Source organism: Pseudomonas sediminis (assembly GCF_039555755.1).
In the GTDB taxonomy this organism is placed as follows: Bacteria; Pseudomonadota; Gammaproteobacteria; order Pseudomonadales; family Pseudomonadaceae; genus Aquipseudomonas; species Aquipseudomonas mendocina_D.
In genome coordinates, this window is record NZ_CP154631.1 from 2,385,482 (window position 1) to 2,406,419 (window position 20,938).

General features: G+C 63.5%; 13 protein-coding genes. 2 read left to right on the top strand and 11 right to left on the bottom strand.

Features of this window, described 5'->3' with window-relative positions; genetic code table 11:
• Positions 1 to 192 precede the first annotated feature (192 nt).
• The 5 genes from selO to AAEQ75_RS11385 all read right to left on the bottom strand — a co-directional run bounded on the left by selO (position 193) and on the right by AAEQ75_RS11385 (position 10,070).
• Positions 193 to 1,656: a protein adenylyltransferase SelO gene (selO, locus tag AAEQ75_RS11365; RefSeq protein ID WP_343348775.1), complete on the bottom strand. Its 1,464-nt coding sequence runs from the start codon at positions 1,654 to 1,656 to the stop codon at positions 193 to 195.
• 18 nt (positions 1,657 to 1,674) lie between these two features.
• Positions 1,675 to 5,025, bottom strand: coding sequence for a mechanosensitive channel MscK (gene mscK / locus AAEQ75_RS11370; RefSeq protein WP_343348777.1), 3,351 nt, complete (start codon positions 5,023 to 5,025; stop codon positions 1,675 to 1,677).
• 126 nt (positions 5,026 to 5,151) lie between these two features.
• Positions 5,152 to 6,897, bottom strand: coding sequence for a potassium/proton antiporter (locus AAEQ75_RS11375; protein WP_280051354.1), 1,746 nt, complete (start codon positions 6,895 to 6,897; stop codon positions 5,152 to 5,154).
• Between the two features lie 162 nt (positions 6,898 to 7,059).
• On the bottom strand, positions 7,060 to 8,865 hold the full coding sequence (locus tag AAEQ75_RS11380; RefSeq protein ID WP_343348781.1) for an acyl-CoA dehydrogenase: 1,806 nt from the start codon (positions 8,863 to 8,865) through the stop codon (positions 7,060 to 7,062).
• Between the two features lie 164 nt (positions 8,866 to 9,029).
• Positions 9,030 to 10,070 carry an NAD(P)H-dependent flavin oxidoreductase gene (locus tag AAEQ75_RS11385; RefSeq protein WP_343348783.1) on the bottom strand — a complete coding sequence of 347 codons (1,041 nt, stop codon included), beginning with the start codon at positions 10,068 to 10,070 and terminating at the stop codon, positions 9,030 to 9,032.
• Positions 10,071 to 10,192: 122 nt separating this feature from the next.
• On the opposite strand from AAEQ75_RS11385, the gene AAEQ75_RS11390 reads away from it, so the two are divergent.
• Positions 10,193 to 11,041 (top strand): 23S rRNA (adenine(2030)-N(6))-methyltransferase RlmJ, encoded by an 849-nt coding sequence (locus AAEQ75_RS11390; protein WP_143504470.1) that lies wholly within the window; start codon positions 10,193 to 10,195, stop codon positions 11,039 to 11,041.
• A 78-nt stretch (positions 11,042 to 11,119) separates the two neighbouring features.
• Here AAEQ75_RS11390 and AAEQ75_RS11395 read toward each other — a convergent pair whose 3' ends face one another.
• From AAEQ75_RS11395 to AAEQ75_RS11405, 3 genes are all read right to left on the bottom strand, one after another.
• Entirely contained in the window at positions 11,120 to 11,371 is a 252-nt protein-coding gene (locus tag AAEQ75_RS11395; protein WP_343348786.1) for a hypothetical protein, read from the bottom strand.
• A 104-nt stretch (positions 11,372 to 11,475) separates the two neighbouring features.
• Positions 11,476 to 12,129, bottom strand: coding sequence for a peptide-methionine (S)-S-oxide reductase MsrA (gene msrA / locus AAEQ75_RS11400; protein WP_143504469.1), 654 nt, complete (start codon positions 12,127 to 12,129; stop codon positions 11,476 to 11,478).
• Positions 12,130 to 12,179: 50 nt separating this feature from the next.
• Positions 12,180 to 14,900 (bottom strand): putative bifunctional diguanylate cyclase/phosphodiesterase, encoded by a 2,721-nt coding sequence (locus AAEQ75_RS11405; RefSeq protein ID WP_343348788.1) that lies wholly within the window; start codon positions 14,898 to 14,900, stop codon positions 12,180 to 12,182.
• A 165-nt stretch (positions 14,901 to 15,065) separates the two neighbouring features.
• Here AAEQ75_RS11405 and AAEQ75_RS11410 point away from each other — a divergent pair, with 165 nt between their 5' ends.
• Positions 15,066 to 15,572, top strand: a complete 507-nt coding sequence (locus tag AAEQ75_RS11410) for a hypothetical protein (protein WP_372857887.1) — start codon at positions 15,066 to 15,068, stop codon at positions 15,570 to 15,572.
• A gap of 8 nt (positions 15,573 to 15,580) precedes the next feature.
• Here AAEQ75_RS11410 and AAEQ75_RS11415 read toward each other — a convergent pair whose 3' ends face one another.
• The 3 genes from AAEQ75_RS11415 to aceE form a co-directional block, all read right to left on the bottom strand.
• Positions 15,581 to 16,021 carry a CopD family copper resistance protein gene (locus tag AAEQ75_RS11415; RefSeq protein WP_026042185.1) on the bottom strand — a complete coding sequence of 147 codons (441 nt, stop codon included), beginning with the start codon at positions 16,019 to 16,021 and terminating at the stop codon, positions 15,581 to 15,583.
• A gap of 156 nt (positions 16,022 to 16,177) precedes the next feature.
• Positions 16,178 to 18,166, bottom strand: a complete 1,989-nt coding sequence (gene aceF / locus AAEQ75_RS11420) for a dihydrolipoyllysine-residue acetyltransferase (RefSeq protein ID WP_343348791.1) — start codon at positions 18,164 to 18,166, stop codon at positions 16,178 to 16,180.
• 11 nt (positions 18,167 to 18,177) lie between these two features.
• Entirely contained in the window at positions 18,178 to 20,823 is a 2,646-nt protein-coding gene (gene aceE, locus AAEQ75_RS11425; protein ID WP_256834347.1) for a pyruvate dehydrogenase (acetyl-transferring), homodimeric type, read from the bottom strand.
• Positions 20,824 to 20,938 lie beyond the last annotated feature (115 nt).

Here is a 20,938-nt window from a genome sequence, read left to right on the forward strand (position 1 = left end):
GCGTCGAATCTCGTGTGAGGTATCGGGCACGCACTGGGCGGCCTGGCAGGGCGCCAAGATAGAGGGGTTCTTTTAGATAGTCTAAGAATGTTTGGGCAGATTGATATGCCTTTTCGATTTAACAGATAAGCGCAGTCGAAAGGCCGGCCAACGTCGGTGAGCTGCCGCGCAACAGGCCGGCAGCACTATCACTCACGACGAACAACTGATCTCCAGATGCTTGCCCCATTCGGGCGGACGCTCGGCATAGCGTTCGAGCCCCGGCTGCTCGTCGAACGGTCGTGACAGTACCGAATGCAGTTCGCGCACTGGGCCATAGTCGCCGCGTTCGGCGGCTTCGATGGCCTGCTGGGCCAGGTAGTTGCGCAGGATGTACTTGGGATTGACCGCGTGCATGCGCGCCTGTCGTTCGCTCTGTTCCCCACCCTCCAACTCGCAGCGAGCCAGGTAATCGCGTCCCCAGGCATCGAAGCCCGCGAGGTCGACGAAGTCATCGCGCACGACCTTGAGCGCTTCGGCGGCTGCCTGTGCGCCGAGGCGACGGAAGAACAGGGTGTAGTCGGTAGATTTACCGGCCTGCATCAGTTGCAGCAGACGTTGGATCAGCGCTTCGTCCTCTTCCTCGGCGCGGGTGAAACCCAGGCGCTTGCGCATCAGGTCGAGGTAATGCGCCTGGTACAGCGGCAGGAACAGCTCCAGCGTCTCGCGCAACTTTTCCACGGGAGCGAAGGGCGTCAGCGCTTGGGCCAGGGCTGCGAGGTTCCAGTGCGCAATGGGCACCTGATTGCTGAAGCTGTAGCGGCCGGTATCGTCGGAGTGATTGCAGATGTGGTTGGCGTCGAAGTCGTCGAGGAAGGCGTAGGGGCCGTAGTCGAAGGTGATGCCGAGGATCGACATGTTGTCGGTGTTCATCACACCATGGCAGAAGCCATAGGCCTGCCAGTGGGCGATCATCGCGGCGGTGCGCTCGATGACCTCGCGCAGCAGGGCCGGCCAGGGTTCGTCCTGCTCCAGGCAGGCGGGGAAGTGGCAGGCCATGACGTGTTCACCGAGGGTCTTCAGGTGCTCGTGCTGGCGCGTGTAGTAGAAGTATTCGAAGTGGCCGAAGCGCACGTGGCTCTGCGCCAGTCGCAGCACCATGGCCGCGCTTTCCTGCTTCTCGCGCCACACCGGCGTGCTCGAACCGGTCACGCACAGCGCGCGTGAGCTGGGAATGCCGAGCGCATGCAGATGTTCGCTGGCGAGAAATTCGCGGATCGACGAGCGCAGCACCGCACGACCATCGCCCATGCGCGAGTAGGGCGTCATGCCGGCGCCTTTCAGGTGCAGGTCCCAGTGCTCGCCAGCTTCGTTGAGCACTTCACCGAGCAGCAGGCCGCGACCGTCGCCCAGGCGCGGCGTGTAGCCGCCGAACTGGTGGCCGGAGTAGACCATCGCGCGCGGCTCGGCCTCTTCCCACAGTTTGTGCCCGGCAAACAGTTCGGCGAACTCGCTGCGTTGTGCTTCGTCTGGAGCCAGGTCGAGCAAAACCATGGCCGACTCGCTCGCCACCACCAGGCGTGGTTGCTCGATAGGTTCGGGCAGTACCTCGGTGGAGAAGGCATCGCCTAGGCGGGCGAAGCGGTTGTCGAAGATCAACTGGTCGAGGCTTTTCACCGGGTGGCTCCTACCTGCTCAAGGCACTGCGGGCGGTTTGGGTGGTTGCTGCACACTGGCGGCGCCAGCGGCTGCGACTCTGGCCAGGTCTTTCTGATCCAGCTTCTGCTCGCCATGTTCCAGGTTTTTCACGTACACCTCGACCTGGCGGAAGGCGATGTTGATGCCGTTCTTCGGGAACTCGCGGTCGATGAAACGATTGATCTCGTCGGTGGCCGGGTTGCGGTCGCCGAGGTCGCGCACGTGGATGCGCAGCTCGTGGTCCAGCGTGCTCTCGCCGAAGTTGAGGAAGTAGACGATGGGCCCCGGCTCCTTGAGCACGCGCGGGTTTTCCTGCGCCGCCTGCAGCAGCAGCTTGCGCACCAGATCGAGATCCGAGCCATAGCCGACGCCGACCTTGAGGGTGACGCGGGTGACCGTGTCGCTCAGCGACCAGTTGATGAGTTGGCCGGTAATGAAGGTCTTGTTCGGTACGATGATTTCCTTGTGATCGAAGTCGGTAATGGTGGTGGCACGGATACGGATCTTGCTCACGGTGCCGGACAGATTGCCGATGGTTACCACGTCACCGATACGCACTGGGCGCTCGAACAGGATGATCAAACCTGAAATGAAGTTGGCGAAAATTTCCTGTAGGCCGAAACCGAGGCCGACCGACAAGGCCGCCACCAGCCACTGCAACTTGTCCCAACTGACGCCCAGCGTCGATAGCGTGGTGACGATGCCAATGGCGACCAGGGCGTAGGACAGCAAGGTGGTGGTGGCGTAGGCGCTGCCCTGTGCCAGGCGCATGCGCGACAGCACCAGCACTTCGAGCAGGCCGGGCAGGTTACGCGCCAGTGCCACGGTGATGGCGACGATGATCAGGGCACCGATTACGTCCATCAGGCTGATGGGCACCAGTGTCGCGTTATCCCCGGTACCGCTGCTGTATTCGTAGAGGTTGATGGTATCGAGGTAGGTGAATACGCCGATCAGATCGGCCCAGACCGCGTACAGGCAAACCAGGAAGCCGCCGAGCAGGGCCAGGCGGATCAGGCGCAGCGATTGCTGGTTGACCTGCTCGATGTCCAGGGTCGGCTCTTCCACCGGCGCTTCGCCATCCAGGCTTTCCTTACTTTGCGCCTGACGCTTGGCCAGGGCGCGTTGGTAGGCCAGGCGTCGTGCCGCGACGCTCAGCCCGCGGACCAGCGTAGCCTCGACGATAAGCAGGATGATCAGCAGGTACAGGGTATCGATCAAGCGGTCGGTGAGCTTGAGCGCCGTGTAGTAATAGCCGAACGCAACCGCACCGATCAGCGCCAGCGGTAGCAGGTTGAACAGCACGCCGACACTGGTGCGCAGGCCCGAGGTGTGCTCGCGCAGGGGGGCGCTGAACAGCAGATGGAAAAGCATCCAGGCCATCAGGGCATAGCAGCTGAGGACCACGATGATGCCGATCACATCGTTGGCCAGGCTCGCTGGCTGGTGTTCGGCAATGCTCACTACGGCCACCAGCGCCATCACCACCAGGCCCAGGCGACGCAGGTGCTGGCGGAAGAAAGCGACGTTGGCCGGCGGCCAGTGGAAGTGCAGGACGGCCACGCCATCCGGGGACAGGATGCGGTGCAGGGTATAGAACACCAGCCAGGCCTCGGCCATCTCGTACAGCGCGGCGCCCAGGTAGAGATTCTGCCCGCGCGCATCGTGCAGCAGGGCATAGCCGCACAGGGCCAGGAACAGCGTCACCGGCAGCGCCAGGATGATGTTGAGGCCCAGCGCCATCGGCGTGTGCAACTGACTGTCGTGCTTGTAGTGGCCGATGTCGCCATGCAGCCCGCTGAGCTTGTCGAACAGGAACTGGCGGCGCCAGAGGATCAGCGCACAGAGCAGGATCAGCGGCAGGAACACCAGCGGACGTTCGACCAGGCCCGCGCCCAGTTCGCTGATGGCCATGCTCCAGGGCAGGTCGGCCAGTTGCCGCTCGAGGCGCCGCGGTGCCGATTTCAGCCAATCCAGATCAATTGGCTTGTTGCTGGGAATCCAGAACATCTGCTCGTCGATGGTGGCGCGCAGGCTGCTGGCGGTGCTTTCCAGCTCCTTCTGGTTGAGCTGCAGGGTGATCGACTCGTTGAGCAGCGCATTCAGCGAGCGGTTGAGGCGGTCGAGCAGTTCGCGCCGGGTATTGAGCTGCTCGCGCAGTGCGTTGCGCAGCTCCGGGGTGACTTCCTCGCTCGGTTGGCCGCTGAGCAGGTTCTCCATGTAGCGGGCCGGATCGCTGATCTCCTCGCGCTGCTTGTTCAGCTCGAACTGATAGAGACGAATATCGGCGATCTCGTTGGCCAGCGAACCGTCTTCGAGTTTCAGCTTCGGCAGCCCCTGCTTCTGCTGGTAGAGAATCTTCGACAGTAGCAGGCTGCCCTGCAGCACCCCAATCTGCTCGTCCAGCGCCCTGTTGGCCTGGTTGAGGTTGTCCAGCTGCTGGCGGGTCTGCAGGTTCTGCTCGGTCAGGCCGTTGAGGCGATCGGTCGCACGCAGCAGGTAGTCGGAGAGCTTGAGGTTGAGCGAGCTTTCCCGAGCCAGCAGCCTGTCCGAGCTGGCCCGTTCGGCCTCGCGCGATTGCTCGGCGACGGTCTGTTCCGATTCCGCGCGACGGCGTTCGTTGATCAGGCCCTGCAGGGCCTGGCGCTCCTGCTCGGCGCGATTGATGCGTTCCTCGAGCAGTGCGCGCTGGGCGCTGCCGAGGTCCTGCAGCAGGCTGTTGCCCGCCAGTTCCTGGCGGCGCAGCTGGGTTTGCGCGGCGAGCAGGGAGAGTTCGGCGTTGAGCTGATTGCGCCGCTCCTGATTCAGGGCCTTGCCTTCGAAGCGGCCGCTCTTCAGGGCGTCGTTGAGCAGCTGGCTGCGTGCCTGGTTCTGGCTGATCTCCGCCTGGGCGCGTTCCGGGCGGGTCTGTGCGGTGATCACCAGGCTGTTGGCCTCGATGATCGCCTTGTTCCAGTCGCTGATCTGGCTGGAGCGTTCGCTCAGCAGCTGTTCGAGCTGAGCCAGCGAGCTGCGCGCATGGCGCGCGGAAATCTGCTGTTCGGGGCTCGACTTGAGCCGGTCCAGCTCGCGCTGGGCTTCGTTGATCAGGCGCGGCGCATCGTCCAGCTGCTTGCGCAGGTCGCTGAGGCGCTGCTCGGCATTCTGCCGGTCCTGCAGCATGCGCAGCGTCTGTTCGAGTGTCTGCTTGAGCGCCAGTTGTTCGGCCTCTGGCAGTTTGCGCTCGGCCAGGCCGTCGAGGCTCTGCTGCACGCTTTCGATCTGCGGCGGCTCTTCGGCAAATGCCTGCGGCATGCCGAGATACAGGGCGAACAGGACGGCTGCTAGGGAAAGACGCGACAGATGCATGGTCGATTGAATACCAAAGTGGACGGTTGCGATTGAGGATACCGCGGCACAACGAAGGCGCGGGCCTGTTGGCCCGCGCGCGATGCTGATGCTAGCAGAGTCCCTGCCGGGAGTTTTGACCACCTGCTAGAAGTGCAGCCCAGGGCCCGGACGTGTGCCCTCGGGGAATCTGACGCCGACTTTGCGCACCTTGTTCCCTTCCATGGCCGCCACGGTCCAGGTCAGGCCCTGCCACTCCACCTGGTCACCGACCACCGGCTCGCCACCGATCTCGTGGGCGATGAAGCGGCCCAGCGGCTGATTGCCTTCCAGCTCGTCGAGCTTCAGGCCATAGAGCGCGGCGACTGCACTCAGCTCGGCGTCGCCTTCCAGGACGAAATCACCGAAGAAGCGCAGGTCCTGGCCTCGTTTCGGCGCCTGGCTGAACAGCTTGCCGAGGGCTGGCAGATCGTGTTCGTGACCGATCACGCAGAGCAGGTCATCTGCTTGCAGGCGCGTACTACCCGACGGGTGGAGCAGCTCGCGGCCTCGGAACAGTGCGGCGATACGGGTGCCTTCTGGCATGTTCAGCTCACGCAGGGCGGCACCGATGCACCATTTTTCCGCGCCCAGGCGATAGACGAACAGCTCCCACTGGCTGGTCGGGTGCACTTCCAGGCCGGCGCGTGACACCGGTGCGGGTTCTGGCGGTACGGTGACGCGCATCAGCTTGGCGGCCAGCGGCAGGCTGGTGCCCTGCAGCAGCAGAGAGATGATCACGATGAAGAACGCCACGTTGAAGAACAGCTGCGCGTTGGGCAGGCCGGCCATCAGCGGGAACACCGCGAGGATGATGGGCACGGCGCCGCGCAGGCCAACCCAGGCGATGAAGATCCGCTCGCGGTCGTGGAAGGCACGAAACGGCAGCAGGCCGAGGAAGATCGACAGTGGCCGCGCGAAGAGAATCATCCACAGAGCCAGAGCCAGCGCCGGCAGGGCGATGGGCAGCAGCTCGTGCGGCGTGACCAGCAAGCCGAGAACCAGGAACATGCCGATCTGCGCCAGCCAGGTGAGGCCGTCGAGCATGTGCAGGATGCCGTGGCGCGAGCGGATCGGTCGGTTACCCAGCAGCAGGCCGCACAGGTAGATGGCGAGGATACCGCTGCCACCCACTGCAGTGGTGATGGCAAAGATGATCAGGCCGCCACTGACCACCAGTAGCGGATACAGGCCGGTAGCCAGCTCCATGCGATTGATCAGTTTCAGCAGCAGCCAGCCGCCACCCAGGCCGAGCAGGGCGCCGAGGCCGAACTGTTGCACCAGCTGGATCGGCAGGTCCCAGCTGAAGCCGGTCTGACCGCTGGCGAGCATGGCGATCAGGGTCACGGTGAGGAACACCGCCATCGGGTCGTTGCTACCGGACTCGATTTCCAGTGTGGAGCTGACCCGTTCGTTGAGGCCGCGCCCGCCCAGCAGGGAGAACACCGCCGCGGCATCGGTGGAGCCGACGATGGCGCCGATCAACAGGCCTTCCAGCAGGGTCAGATTGAACAGCCACATTGCAGCCAGGCCGGTCAATCCGGCTGTGATCACGACACCTACGGTGGCCAGTGACAGGGATGGCCACAAGGCCACGCGGAAGCTGGAAACCCGGGTGCGCATGCCACCATCGAGCAGGATCACCGCCAACGCCAGGTTGCCGACCAGATAGGCCAGGGGGTAATTGTTGAAGACGATGCCGCCGGGGCCGTCGGTGCCGGCCAGCATGCCGACGCCGAGGAAGATCACCAGAATCGGGATGCCGAAACGAGCGCCGAACGCGCTGACCAGAATACTGGCCGCCACCAGCAGTGCGCCGATCAAAAAAAGATTATTGATAGCGCTGGCATCCAAACGCGCTTACTCCTGGCTGTGAAAATCGGGGGGTGCGCTATGCATGGCGCGTGCCAGAGATTCTAACCGTAGCCTCCGTATCGCTGTCAAAAAGGTTATTACATTTTTACAGACTGCCCCGAAGCGCCCGTGTCGGGGCGGCCCAGGGCACTTGCTCGAGGTTCAGAACCAGGCGTTCTGCATGCCCAGGCAGGTGTCGTCGCGGGCCTCGAGAATGGCCAGGTCATGGTGACAGGCAGGCACCTCCCAGGTCAGGAAGTAGCGCGCGGCTTGCAGCTTGCCGCGGTAGAAGGATTGCTCGTCGGCATTGTCGGTGTTCGCCAGGCCTTGTTCGGCACGGATCGCCTGCTCCAGCCAGCGCCAGCCGATCACCGTGTGGCCGAACACCTTCAGGTACAGCGCCGAGTTGGCCAGGCCCTGGTTGACCTTGCCGCTCATCAGGTCGCCGAGCAGCTCCAGAGTCACCGCCTGCAGGCGCGCCAGCAGTTGTTCCAGCGGCTGGCGCAGGGCAGTGAGCGATTCATGCTCGCTGGCACGTTGGCAGCAGTCGTTGATCAGCTTGAGTAGCTGCTTGAGCGCGGCGCCACCGTTCTGCGAGACCTTGCGCCCGAGCAGGTCGAGCGACTGGATGCCGTGGGTGCCCTCGTGAATCGGATTAAGGCGGTTATCGCGGTAGTACTGCTCCACCGGGTATTCGCGGGTGTAACCGTGGCCGCCGAGAATCTGGATGGCCAGCTCGTTGGCCTTGAGGCAGAACTCCGATGGCCAGGATTTGACGATGGGTGTGAGCAGGTCGAGCAGTTCCAGCGCGCGGCTGCGCTCTTCGGCGGTTTCCAGGGTATGGGTGTCATCGAACAGCCGTGCCGCGTACAGGCCGAGGTCGAAGGCACCTTCGACGTAGGCTTTCTGCGTCAGCAGCATGCGTCGCACGTCAGCGTGTTCAACGATGGAAATCTGCGGGCTGCTCGGGTCCTTGCCGTCCGGCTGGCGGCCTTGCGGGCGGTTACGCGCGTAGTCCAGCGAATACAGGTAGCCGGCGTAGCCAAGCATGATTGCGCCCATGCCGACGCCAATGCGCGCCTCGTTCATCATCTGGAACATGTAGGACAGGCCCGCATGCGGTTTGCCCACCAGATAGCCGACGCACTCGCCGTTGTCGCCGAAGTTCAGCGCCGTGGACGTGGTGCCGCGCCAGCCCATCTTGTGGAATAGCCCGGCTAGGGTCACGTCGTTGCGCGCGCCGAGGCTGCTGTCTTCATTGACGTGGAACTTGGGCACCAGGAACAAGCTGATGCCTTTCACCCCGGGCGGTGCGTCCGGCAGCTTGGCCAGCACCATGTGCACGATGTTCTCTGAGATTGGCTGGTCGCCGCCGGAGATGAAGATCTTGTTGCCCTTGATCCGGTAGCTGCCGTCGGCATGCGGTTCAGCGCGGGTTCTGATGTCCGATAGCGACGAGCCAGCGTGCGGCTCGGTCAGCGCCATGGTGCCGAAGAAGCGGCCATCGATGATCGGTTGCAGGTAGCGGGCCTTCTGCTCCTCGTTGCCGAAGGCCTCGATCAGGTTGGCCACGCCCATGGTCAGCATCGAGTAGGAGCTGGTGGCGATATTGGCTGACTGGAAATGCGCGAAGCAGGCCTGCGACAGCAGATTGGGCAGTTGCATGCCGCCGTGCTCGAAATCGCGGGTGGCATTGAGGAAGCCCGCTTCATGGAAGGCGCGCAGCGCGGGCTCGACCTCGGGGATCAGCACCGCGCCGCCGTCGACGTACTGCGGCTCGTGTTCGTCGTTCTTGCGGTTGTGCGGGGCGAACAGCTCTTCGGCAATGCCACGCGCGGTGTTGATCGCCGCGTCGAAGGTCTCGCGGTTGTGATCGGCGAAGCGCGGACGCTGGGTCAGGGCTTCGGCGTCGAGCACCTCATAGAGTTCGAACGCCAGGTTGCGGGAGCTGAGCAGTGTCTCGGACATGGAACGGGCCTCCAGATGATCAATCGAGTCTAGGCAGTCTGCCGCCTGACTGCCCAGCATCATCATTGGCCGTGATAGTCACTGGTTGGTGTATGTAGGGCGGGTGCAACCCGCCGTCTCGGTTATGGCGGGTTGCACCCGCCCTACGAGGTCATACCAGGTTGTCAGGCGAAGCCCCGTGCCAGCTCGCGCGTCAGCTCGGCGGCGGGCATGGGCCGGCAGCTCGCGACGTTCTGCCCGGCCCACAGTGGCGAAAAGTCCCCGCTGCCCTGCGCCTCGGCCGCTGTGCGCAACGGTGCGATGGCTGCTGTGGCCAGAGGGAAGGCTGGTGCCTGCGTGCTCAGTGGCCCCAGCTCGCGCATCAGGCGATTGACGATACCGCGTGCTGGTCGGCCGCTGAACAGATTGGTCAGCGCCGTGTGGCGCGCCGCCGGGCTCCGTAGCGCAGCACGGTGCAGGGCGCTGGTGGTGGCTTCCGGGCATAGCAAATACGCACTACCAACCTGCACGCCGGCGGCGCCGAGGGCCATGGCCGCGGCTACACCTCGGGCATCGCTTATGCCGCCGGCGGCAATCACCGGTATCGACAAAGCGTCGACCAACTGGGGTAGCAGGGCGAAGGTGCCAAGCTGGCGGCTCAGATCGAAGTCCAGAAAGTGCCCGCGATGGCCACCTGCTTCCAGGCCCTGAGCGATCACCGCATCGACGCCCCGTTCCTGTAGCCACAGCGCTTCGTCCAGCGTGGTAGCGCTGGAGAGAATCTTCGGCCCGCTGCGGCGGACGCGCTCTAGCAGGTCCGGTCGTGGCAGGCCGAAGTGAAAGCTCACAACCGCAGGGCGGTACTCCTCCACCAGTGCGGCCGCTTCATCGTTGAATGGCAGGCGACCTGGTCCGCTGGCGATGCTTGCCGGGTCCACGCCCAGCTCGCGGTAGTAGGGCGCCAGTGCTTCGTGCCAGCCTGCCTCGCGGGTCGCGTCTGGCTCGGGCGGCACATGGCTGAAGAAGTTGAGGTTGAACGGCTGTTCGGTCAGGCCGCGCATCGCTTGCAGCTCCTGGCGCAGGGCGGCAGGTGTGAGCATCGCGCAAGGAATCGAGCCAAGGCCGCCTGCCTCGCATACGGCGGCGGCCAGGCGATGATCCTGCGAGCCGGCCATCGGCGCCTGGATCAGGGGAAGTTCGCTACCGAGCAGCTTTTGCAGGGGCATGGCGGGGTTCTCGCTGTCCATGGAGGAGCTGGCAGCCTAGGCTGTGAAGGTGCAGTGGAGCAAGCCACGATGCGAGTGGCCAGCGGCCTGTTAAACTGCGCGCCTGATTCGAGGACTGATCCATGAACTACCGCCACGCCTTCCATGCCGGCAACCACGCCGACGTACTCAAGCACTTGGTGCTGACTCGCCTGATCGGCCTGCTGTCGAAGAAAGAGGCACCGTTCGCCTACCTCGACAGCCACGCAGGACTCGGCCTTTACGACCTGCAGGGTGATCAGGCCAGCCGTACCGGCGAGTACCTGGAGGGCATCGCACGCTTGTGGCAGGCCGAGCACCTGCCGGATGCCGTGGAGGCCTACCTGGAGGTGGTGCGGGCGATGAATCCGGATGGCGAGCTGCGCTATTACCCCGGCTCGCCGGAGCTGGCGCGACTGCTCAGCCGTGAGCAGGATCACCTGCAGCTCAACGAAAAACATCCCGAGGACGGCCGCCTGCTCAAGGACAACATGCGCGGCGACCGCCGCGTCGCTGTGCACCTGGGCGAAGGCTGGCATGTGCCGCGGGCGCTGATGCCGACCCGCGAAAAACGCGTTCTGCTGCTGATCGATCCGCCGTTCGAGAAGGCTGATGAGCTGCAGCGCTGTGTCGAGGCCTTGAACGAAGCGCACGGACGCATGCGCCAGGCCATCGTCGCGATCTGGTACCCGATCAAGGATGAGCGCCAATTGGCGCGCTTCTATCGCGATCTGAGCAAGAGCGCCGCGCCCAAGCTGCTGCGTGCCGAGCTTTACGTGCACGCGCCGGACGATGCCACGCGCCTGAGTGGTTCAGGTCTGGTGATCAGCAACCCGCCATGGGGGCTGGAGGACGAACTCAAGCAACTGCTGCCCTGGCTGGCAGACGCACTTGGCCAGAGTCAGGGCGGCTGGCGCCTGGATTGGCTGATCGAGGAGAAGTCGGCCGGTTGAGCGAGCAGGGCGGTGCGCATGGCGCACCCTACGGCTACGCAGCTGTAACCTGGAGACAAAGTCGTCGCTGACGGCTGCTCAACCCGGCTTGCGATTGGGCTCGATGTGGTAGCTCAGGTTGCGCCGCGGGCTGAGGTATTCCAGCACCTCCAGCGGTAGTTGCGAGGGGCGCAGGCTGTGGGCGATGGCGAGCTTCGGCTCCTGGGCGAGGTCCACGATCAATGCTTCCTGCTTGGGAATATCGGGGTCGTAAATGATCAGCGTCGGTTTCAGTGCCTGAGTCGGGTTCATGCCCGGCACCAGCGCATAACGCTCATCGTCCAGTTGCACCAGGCTGCAGCGTCTTGCGCAGCAGCACAAGGGACATCTTCGCCGATGCCTGGCTCGATACCTGACTGGAAATGCTGCTCAGCTCCACGACCCGTTACCCGTGCTCAAGACTCAGGGGGTAGACATACGCCTGTTCCGCCAAGGCCGCAATAGCCGCCCGGATTCTTCGCCAGGTATTGCTGATGATAGGTCTCGGCGTAATAGAAGGTCGGCGCCTCGGCGATTTCCGTGGTGATGTGGCCCATTCCCGCCTTGTCCAGCTCAGCTTGGAAGCGTGCCTGGCTGGCTTTGGCGGCGCTCAGCTGCGCCTCGTCCTGGCAGTAGATCGCCGAGCGGTACTGAGTGCCCTGGTCGTTGCCCTGGCGCATGCCCTGGGTCGGGTTGTGCACTTCCCAGAACACTTTGAGCAGCGCTTCGAAGCTGGTTTGCTGCGGGTCGAACACGACCAGCACTACTTCGGTGTGTCCGGTCAGGCCGGAGCAGACCTCCTCGTAGGTTGGGTTGGGCGTGAGGCCACCGGCATAGCCGACCGCAGTGCTGAACACACCGGGTTGCTGCCAGAAGCGGCGTTCTGCCCCCCAGAAACAGCCCAGACCGAACACCGCCTGCTGCAGGCCGGCAGGGAAGGGCGCCTTGATCGGATTACCGTTGACATAGTGGGTGTCGGCCACTGGCAGCGGCTCGGCGCGGCCGGGTAGCGCCTGCTCGGCAGTCGGCAGGATGTCCTTGTTAACGAGAATCTGTGAACGCAGAACCATGGCGGTCTCCTCGAAATGGGTCAATGGTGGACTACGCGCAACGCGGCGTATTACGTCCGTTGGTCTGCCTGGCGACTGGCGTCGGCCTGTGGCCGGCAGGGGTAGCGGCGCAGGCTGACGATCAGCTCGCGGCCGGAAATCGGTTTGTCGAACAGGTAGCCCTGGCCGACGTCGCATTGCTGGCGGCGCAGGAGCGCGAGCTGGGCGCCGGTCTCGATGCCTTCGGCCACGACCTTGAGCTTGAGGTTGTGGGCCATGGCTATCACCGCCGAGGTGATTTCCATGTCGTCCTGGTTGTCCGGGATGTCTTTGATGAAGCTGCGATCGATCTTGATCACGTCGATGGGGAATTTCTTCAGGTAGCTGAGCGACGAGTAGCCCGTGCCGAAGTCGTCCATGGCCAGGGTCAGGCCCAGGCTCTTGAGACGACCCAGTTGGTGGCGGGTGTCGTCGGTGGCCTCCAGCAGCAGGCTTTCGGTGAGTTCCAGTTCCAGCAGCCTGGGGTCGAGCTGTTCTTCATGCAGGATGGCGGCGATGGAGCCGACCAGATCCGGGTCGGAGAACTGTTTGGGCGACAGATTGATCGCCACCTGCAGTTGCCCCAGGCCAATGGCGGCGATCTGCTTGCTCATGCGGCAGGCCTGGCGCACCACCCACTTGCCGATGGGGATGATCAGGCCGGTTTCCTCGGCGACGCCAATGAACTGATCTGGGCGGATCATGCCCTTCTCCGGATGCTGCCAGCGTAGCAACGCCTCCATGCCCAGCAATTGCCCGCTTCTGAGGCAGAGTTTGGGTTGGTAGAAGACTTCCAGCTCGTTCTGAGTCAGCGCGCGGCGCAGGTTGTTCTCGACGAACAGCTTGTAGTTGGCCTCGGCGTTCAGCGCTTCGGTGAACAACTGCACCTGATGTTTACCGTTAGCCTTGGCTTTATGCAGGGCGAGGCCGGCGTGCTTCATCAGAGTCTGCGGGGCGTCACCGTGTTCCGGGGCGATGGCCAAGCCGACCGAGCCGGTGATGCTGATCAACTGGTTGTCGACGAACAGCGGCTTGTCCAGGGTTTGCAGTACCTGATGAGCGACACGCAGGCCTGCGTCCTGATCGCAACCGTCGAGCAGGATGGCGAATTCATTGCTGGCGAAGCGTGCCAGAGTGCCCTTGGCGCCAAGACTGTTGCGCAGGCGCCGAGCTAGGGCCGAGAGCAGCTTGTCGCCGGTCTGGTGGCCGAGGCTGTCGTTGATCCGCTTGAAATTGTCGATGTCCACCAGCAGCAGCCCGAGCGATTGAACATTGCGGGCGAAGCGCTCTTCAAGGCTGCGGATGAACGACGGGCGATTGCCCAGGTTGGTCAGGTTATCGGTATAGGCCAGGCGTTCGATGCGCTGCTGCGCCAGCTTGGCCTCGGTAATGTCTTCGTAGATGCCGATGTAGTGGGTCAGTTCGCCATCGTCGCCATACACCTTTGAGATCGACAGATGGCCCCAGTACGGCTCCTGATTCTTGCGCCGACTGCGGAATTCGCCTTGCCAGCTGCTGTGTTCGGCCAGGCTGGACTGGGCGTCGAACAACAGGTCGCTAAGGTTGGCCATGGCCGGTAGCTCGGACAGGCGGTGACCGCAGACTTCGTCGCTGCTGTAGAGGGTGATGGCGGTGAAGCTGGGGTTGACGTATTCCACCCGGCCGTCGCGGTCGACCAGAAGAAAGGCGCTGGCGCTCTGCTCGACGGCGCGCTGGAACAGATACAGCGCGTGGGTGGCGGAGCGCTTCTCCTGATTGATCAGGACTTGGGCGAATTGATCAGCCAACTCGCCGGCGAAGGCAGTCTCGTCTGCCTGCCAGAGACGTTTGGGGCCGATATGTTCGAGGCAGAGCACGCCCACCACTTCGCCTTCGATGCGGATGCTGGCGTCCAGCATCGAGGTGATGGCGAGTGGTTGAAGGTAAGAGGGGGTCAGCTCGCGAGTGCGCAGATCATGTTGGGCATCGTGGGCATCGATTGCCCGTCCGCTTTGCAGAGCCTCCAGATAGTGCGGGAAATCACGCGCATCTATCGAGGGCAGTTGCTCGTGCCGGTTCAGGTCGCGGCGGTACAGCGACACCGAGTCCAGTCTATTGCCACCCAGATGCCAGATTCCCGCCCTGGCCGCGCCATAGATCTCACAGGCCGCCTGGGTGATGAGCTCGGCGGCCTCCTGGAGCGGGTCGCTTGAGACATAGCGTTGGCGCGCCAGGCGCACGATCAGTTGCTGCTGGGTATGCGAGCGCGCCAGATGCTGCAGATGGTCGTCCTGGGTGCGCTGATACTGTTGCAGCGAGCTGCGCAGGTCCAGGTTCTGTGCCTGGAGTTCACGCTCATCGGGAGCATGGGCGTCGAGGTTCTCGTGGGCGATCAGCAGATAACCGCGTAACAACTGACGGTTGCGTTGTTTGAATGGCTCGCCCATCTCCAGCAGATTCAGCGGCCCCTGCGGCGTGTGCAGCGTGTAGCGCACCAGGTAGTGGGCCTCCTGCAGGAGTTGCTGCTGGATAGCATCATGCAGGCGATAACGGGCTTCGGGCTCCATCAGGCTGGCGTAAGGGGCGTCTACCAATGCGCACAGATCGGCGGCACTGATGCCGAGTTTGCGCTCACAGGCCGGGTCGAGAAAAAGCAGCGCCCAGCTTGGCTCGTTCAAGCGCTCGAAACGCAACATGCCGAGCCGCGAGGGCACTGGCAACTGCGTCACAACCTCGGCTGCCGAGCGTGCGCTGGCATCGGGATGGCTTTTCATTGGGCGTTGGGCTTCCAGTATGCTGACCAGGCGAGGCGTCCGTTCTCGGTACAAGGCCGCTGCGTCAGAAGGCGCATTGGCGTGGACGGAGGCTAGGGCTCAGGCCTACTTCACTATAGCGTTCGGCAAGGGTGCATCATGCAAGCGAGACTGACAAGAAAACTCATGGCCATGGTGCTTGGCGGAGCACTTTTTACGACCATACCTGCGGTTGCTGGCGCCGATGATGCGGCGGCGCTGCAGGGCGCCGAGCAGGCCGCTTATCTGGCCGAGCTCAAGCGTCTTTATCTGACCGATAACGAGCGCAATGCATTACTCGCGCACAGCAACGCATTGCTGGAAACCTACGCCCTGCGCGCCGGCTATCAGGTTGGCCAAGCGCAGCGGCAGGACCTGTTCTACCGCTTCGCTGTCGGCAATGCCGGCGAACTGATTCTGCGCGAGGAACGCCGTGACGTGCAGGGGACTGCCATCGCCGTGCGCAACCAGCGCGTTTCGGTGTTCGGTATCGACCCGTTCATCCGCTACGAATGTCCGACCGGTGGAATCCGTTGTGTGCTGCTCAATCCGGTCGATGGCAGCGAGCTGCTGAGTATCGTGCGTGACCATCAGGGTGCGGGCGAGCTGGCCAAGGCCATGAGCTTTCTGATCCGTAACGTGCAGAAGGGTTGACCTGGCCCTCACAGGTTCAGCAGGAACATGGCCTTGGCCAGAAACAGAATGGCCAGCATCTGCAGCAGAACGCTGAGGTGAATGCGTCGCGAGCGTACTGCGGTCATGCGGCCGCTGCGCATCAGGAAGACCACCAGCAGAAAATGTCCGAGGATGCTCAGAGCCAGCGTGATTTTCAGACTGAGCAGGATGCCGAAGCTGCTGGCCAGCGGCGCATGCAGGGCTGCGCGGTAGTGCCATGCCAGGCCCAGGCCGGCGCCGTAGAGCGCCAGTACTACCCAGTGCATGACTTGTCGCGCCCGCCGTCCGAGTGCACGTGAGAACCCCGCCTTGGCGTCATCCGGAAGCTCGCGCGTGGCACGGCTGAGAATCATCACTTCGAAGAATACGCCGCCGATGAAGAAGGTGGCGGCAGTCAGGTGGGCGAACTTCAGAAACAGATAGAGCATGGGGATGCGCCGGATCGATATCGATGGCTCGATCATGGCGGCTGCTGTGGTAAATGCCATGACCGGGATCAAGTCGGCCGTGGCTTGAGCAGGCGAAAAAAAACCCCACCCAAATGGGCGGGGTTGAGGATGCGAGCGTGGCGTGCTCGAAACGATTTACAGCAGGATGGTGCGGATGTCCGCCAGCAGCTGCGACAGGCGCTGAGTGAAGCGGGCAGCGGCAGCGCCGTTGATCACCCGATGGTCGTAGGATAGCGACAGCGGCAGCATCAGGCGCGGCTGGAAGGCCTTGCCGTCCCAGACCGGCTGCATGGTGGCCTTGCTAACACCGAGGATCGCCACTTCCGGCGCGTTGACGATCGGCGTGAAGCCGGTGCCGCCAATGTGGCCGAGGCTGGAGATGGTGAAGCAGGCACCTTGCATGTCGTCAGCCGACAGCTTCTTCTTGCGCGCCTTGTCGGCCAGTTCGGCCGCTTCGGCTGCCAGTTGCAGCAGGCTCTTCTGATCGACGTTCTTGATCACCGGCACCAGCAGGCCGTCCGGCGTATCGACGGCGAAGCCGATATGCACGTACTTCTTGCGGATGATCGCCTTGCCGCTCGGCGCCAGCGAACTGTTGAAGTCCGGCAGTTCCTTGAGCAGGTGCGCGCAGGATTTGAGCAGCAGCGGCAGTACGGTCAGCTTGACGCCAGCCTTTTCGGCCACGGCCTTCTGCGCGACGCGGAAGGCTTCCAGGTCGGTGATGTCGGCCGAGTCGAACTGGGTCACGTGCGGCACGTTGAGCCAGCTGCGATGCAGGTTGGCAGCGCCGACCTGCATCAGGCGGGTCATCGCCACCTCTTCGATTTCACCGAACTTGCTGAAGTCCACCGCCGGGATCGGCGGAATGCCGGCGCCGCTGGTAGCGGCTGCAGCAGTCGCCTGCGGTGCGGCCTTGGCCTTCTGCATCATCGCCTTGACGTAAGCCTGCACGTCTTCCTTGAGGATGCGACCTTTCGGGCCGGTGCCGGCGATATCCGCCAGCTCCACGCCGAAGTCGCGGGCCAGCTGACGCACGGCCGGGCCGGCATGCACCTTGGCGCCATCGCGCTTGGGCGCATTGGCGACTTCGGCGGCAGCTGCCGACAGCGAGGCGATGGCGCGCACTTCGGCGGCCACTTCCGGCGCCGCACCTTCCGGCACGCGGTGCACTTCCTGGCTGGCTTGCGCCGGGGCGGGTGCAGAAGCGGAGCCGGCGACCTTGAGCTTGAGGATCAGGTCGCTAGTACCGATTTCGTCATCCAGCTTGACCAGCACCTGTTCCACCACGCCGGCAGCCGGCGAGGGGATTTCCATGGAGGCCTTGTCGGACTCCAGGGTCAGCAGGCTCTGGTCGGCTTCGATGCTGTCGCCGGCCTTGACCATGATCTCGATGACCTTGCCCTTGGCGCTGGAGCCGATATCGGGCACGTGCACGTCCTGCACGCTGCTGCCGCTCGCTGCGGCGGCCGGTGCAGGGACTGCGGCGGGTGTGGCAGCTTGCGCCGGCGCGGCCGCCGGAGCCGAGGCCGCCGGAGCCGAGGCCGCCGGAGCAGCCCCTTCGACTTTCAGCTTGAGAATCAGGTCACCAGTGCCGATTTCATCATCGAGCTTGACCAGCACTTGCTCCACCACGCCGGCAGCCGGCGCGGGGATTTCCATGGAGGCCTTGTCGGATTCCAGGGTCAGCAGGCTCTGGTCGGCTTCAATGCGATCTCCGACCTTGACCATGATCTCGATGACCTTGCCCTTGGCGCTGGAGCCGATGTCCGGCACGTGCACGTCCTGCACGCTGCTGCCAGTGGATGCAGCGGCGGGCGCGGCTGCCGGAGCGGCCGCTTTAGGGGCTTCGGCAGGTGCGGCTTCGGCCTTCGGCGCAGGCGCTGCTTGCGCAGCACCTTCGACTTCCAGCACCAGCAACTCGTCGCCTTCTTTCAGGCGGTCACCGATCTTGACCTTGATTTCCTTGATCACGCCGGCTTTGGGGGAGGGTACTTCCATGGAGGCCTTGTCGGACTCCAGGGTCAGTACGCTCTGGTCGGCTTCGACACGGTCGCCGACCTTCACCAGCAGTTCAATCACCTCGCCTTCACCGCCGAGGTCGGGTACGCGAATCAATTCACTCATCGCTACGCTCCTTAGCAGTCCAGGGGGTTGGCTTTATCGGCGTCGATGCCGAACTTGGTGATGGCGTCAGCCAGCACCTTGGCTTCGATTTCGCCGCGGTCTACCAGGGCTTCCAGTGCGGCGAGCACGACCCAGTTGCGATCCACTTCGAAGAAGTGACGCAGCTGTTTGCGGCTGTCGCTGCGGCCGAAGCCGTCGGTGCCCAGGACCTTGTATTCCTTGCTCGGTACCCACTGACGAACCTGTTCGGCGAACAGCTTCATGTAGTCGGTCGACGCAATGACCGGACCCTTGCGGCCGCTCAGGCACTGCTCGATATAGGTCTGCTGCGGCTTCTGACCTGGGTGCAGACGGTTGCGGCGCTCCACGGCCAGGCCGTCGCGACGCAGTTCGTTGAAGCTGGTGACGCTCCACACATCGGCGCCGATGTTGTACTCGTCACGCAGGATCTTCGCCGCCTCGCGGACTTCGCGCAGGATGGTGCCGGAACCCAGAAGCTGCACGTGGTGCGCGGCTTCCTTCTTGTCTTCCTCTAGCAGGTACATGCCCTTGATGATGCCGTCTTCCACGCCTTCCGGCATGGCCGGCTGCTGGTACGACTCGTTCATCACGGTGATGTAGTAGAAGATGTCCTGCTGCTCTTCGGTCATCTGGCGAATACCTTCGCGGATGATCACGGCGAGCTCGTAGCCGTAGGTCGGGTCGTAGGTGCGGCAGTTGGGGATGGTCGCTGCCAGCATGTGGCTGTGACCGTCTTCGTGCTGCAGGCCTTCACCGTTGAGGGTGGTGCGGCCGGCGGTACCGCCGATCAGGAAGCCACGGGTGCGGCTGTCGCCAGCGGCCCAGGCCAGGTCGCCGATACGCTGGAAGCCGAACATCGAGTAGAAGATGTAGAACGGCAGCATCGGCTGGTTGTGGCAGGAGTACGAGGTGCCCGCGGCGATGAAGGAGCTCATGGCGCCGGCTTCGTTGATGCCTTCCTCGAGGATCTGACCTTTCTTGTCCTCTTTGTAGAACATCACCTGGTCTTTATCGACCGGCTCGTACAGCTGGCCGACCGAAGAGTAGATGCCGAGCTGACGGAACATGCCTTCCATACCGAAGGTACGGGCTTCGTCCGGGATGATCGGAACGATGCGTTGGCCGAGTTCCTTGTCCTTGACCAGCTGCGCGAGGATGCGCACGAAAGCCATGGTGGTGGAGATTTCGCGGTCGCCCGAGCCGTCGAGGATGGCCTTGAGGGTATCCAGCGGCGGGGTCGGGATGCTGAAGCTCTGCTGGCGGCGCTGCGGTACGAAGCCACCCAGCGCGTTGCGGCGCTCGTGCAGGTACTTGTACTCGGGGCTGCCTGGCTCCGGCTTGACGAAGGGCAGGTTTTCCAGCTCCTCGTCCTTGACCGGGATATCGAAGCGGTCGCGGAACTGACGCAGGCTGTCGACATCGACCTTCTTGGTGTTGTGCGCGGTGTTCTTCGCTTCACCGGCGCCGGTACCGTAGCCCTTGATGGTCTTGGCCAGGATCACGGTCGGCTGGCCGCTGTGGTTCACGGCCTGGTGGTAGGCCGCGTAGACCTTGTACGGGTCGTGGCCGCCACGGTTGAGCTTCCAGATCTCGTCGTCGGAGAGATCCTTGACCATCTCCTTGAGCTCTGGGGTGTTGAAGAAGTTTTCGCGAACGTAGGCGCCGTCTTTGGCCTTGTAGTTCTGGTACTCACCGTCGACCACTTCGTCCATGCGACGCTGCAGGGCGCCGTCCTTGTCCTTGGCGAACAGTGGATCCCAGAAGCGACCCCAGACCACCTTGTTGACGTTCCACTGGGCACCGCGGAACACGCCTTCGAGTTCCTGGATGATCTTGCCGTTACCGCGTACCGGGCCGTCGAGGCGCTGCAGGTTGCAGTTGATGACGAAGATCAGGTTGTCCAGTTTCTCGCGGCCTGCCAGGGAGATGGCACCGAGGGATTCCGGCTCGTCGCACTCGCCGTCGCCCATGAAGCACCAGACTTTCTGCTTGCCGGCCGGGATGAAGCCGCGGGCTTCCAGGTACTTCATGAAACGCGCCTGGTAGATCGCCTGGATCGGGCCGAGGCCCATGGAAACGGTGGGGAACTGCCAGAAGTCCGGCATCAGCCAGGGGTGCGGGTAGGACGACAGACCTTTGCCATCCACTTCGCGGCGGAAGTTCTTCATCTGGTCTTCGCTGATGCGGCCTTCCATGAAGGCGCGGGCGTAGACGCCAGGGCTGGCGTGGCCCTGATAGAACACCAGGTCGCCGCCGTGTTCTTCGGTCGGCGCCTGGAAGAAGTAGTTGAAGCCGATGTCATACAGCGTCGCGGAGGAGGCGAAGCTGGAAATGTGGCCGCCCAGATCCGGGTCGTCCAGGTTGGTGCGCATCACCATGGCCAGGGCGTTCCAACGCACCAGCGAACGGATGCGGCGTTCCATGAACAGGTCGCCGGGCATGCGCGCTTCGTGGGTAACCGGGATGGTGTTGCGGTAGGGCGTGGTGATCGCGTAGGGCAGTTGCGCACCGCTACGGGTGGCCAGCTCGCCCAGACGGGTCATCAGGTAATGGGCACGGTCTTCACCCTCACGGTCGAGGACGGATTCAAGGGCGTCCAGCCATTCCTGGGTTTCGATCGGATCGAGGTCTTGCATGGCTTGCTCCAGGGCGGAAAGGCTTCCAGAATCGGAGGCCAGTTGGGTCTCACCGGCTTTTTGGGCGGGCGAGTTGAAATTCTTGGATTTACCGGGGGTATGACCGGCCGCTTGT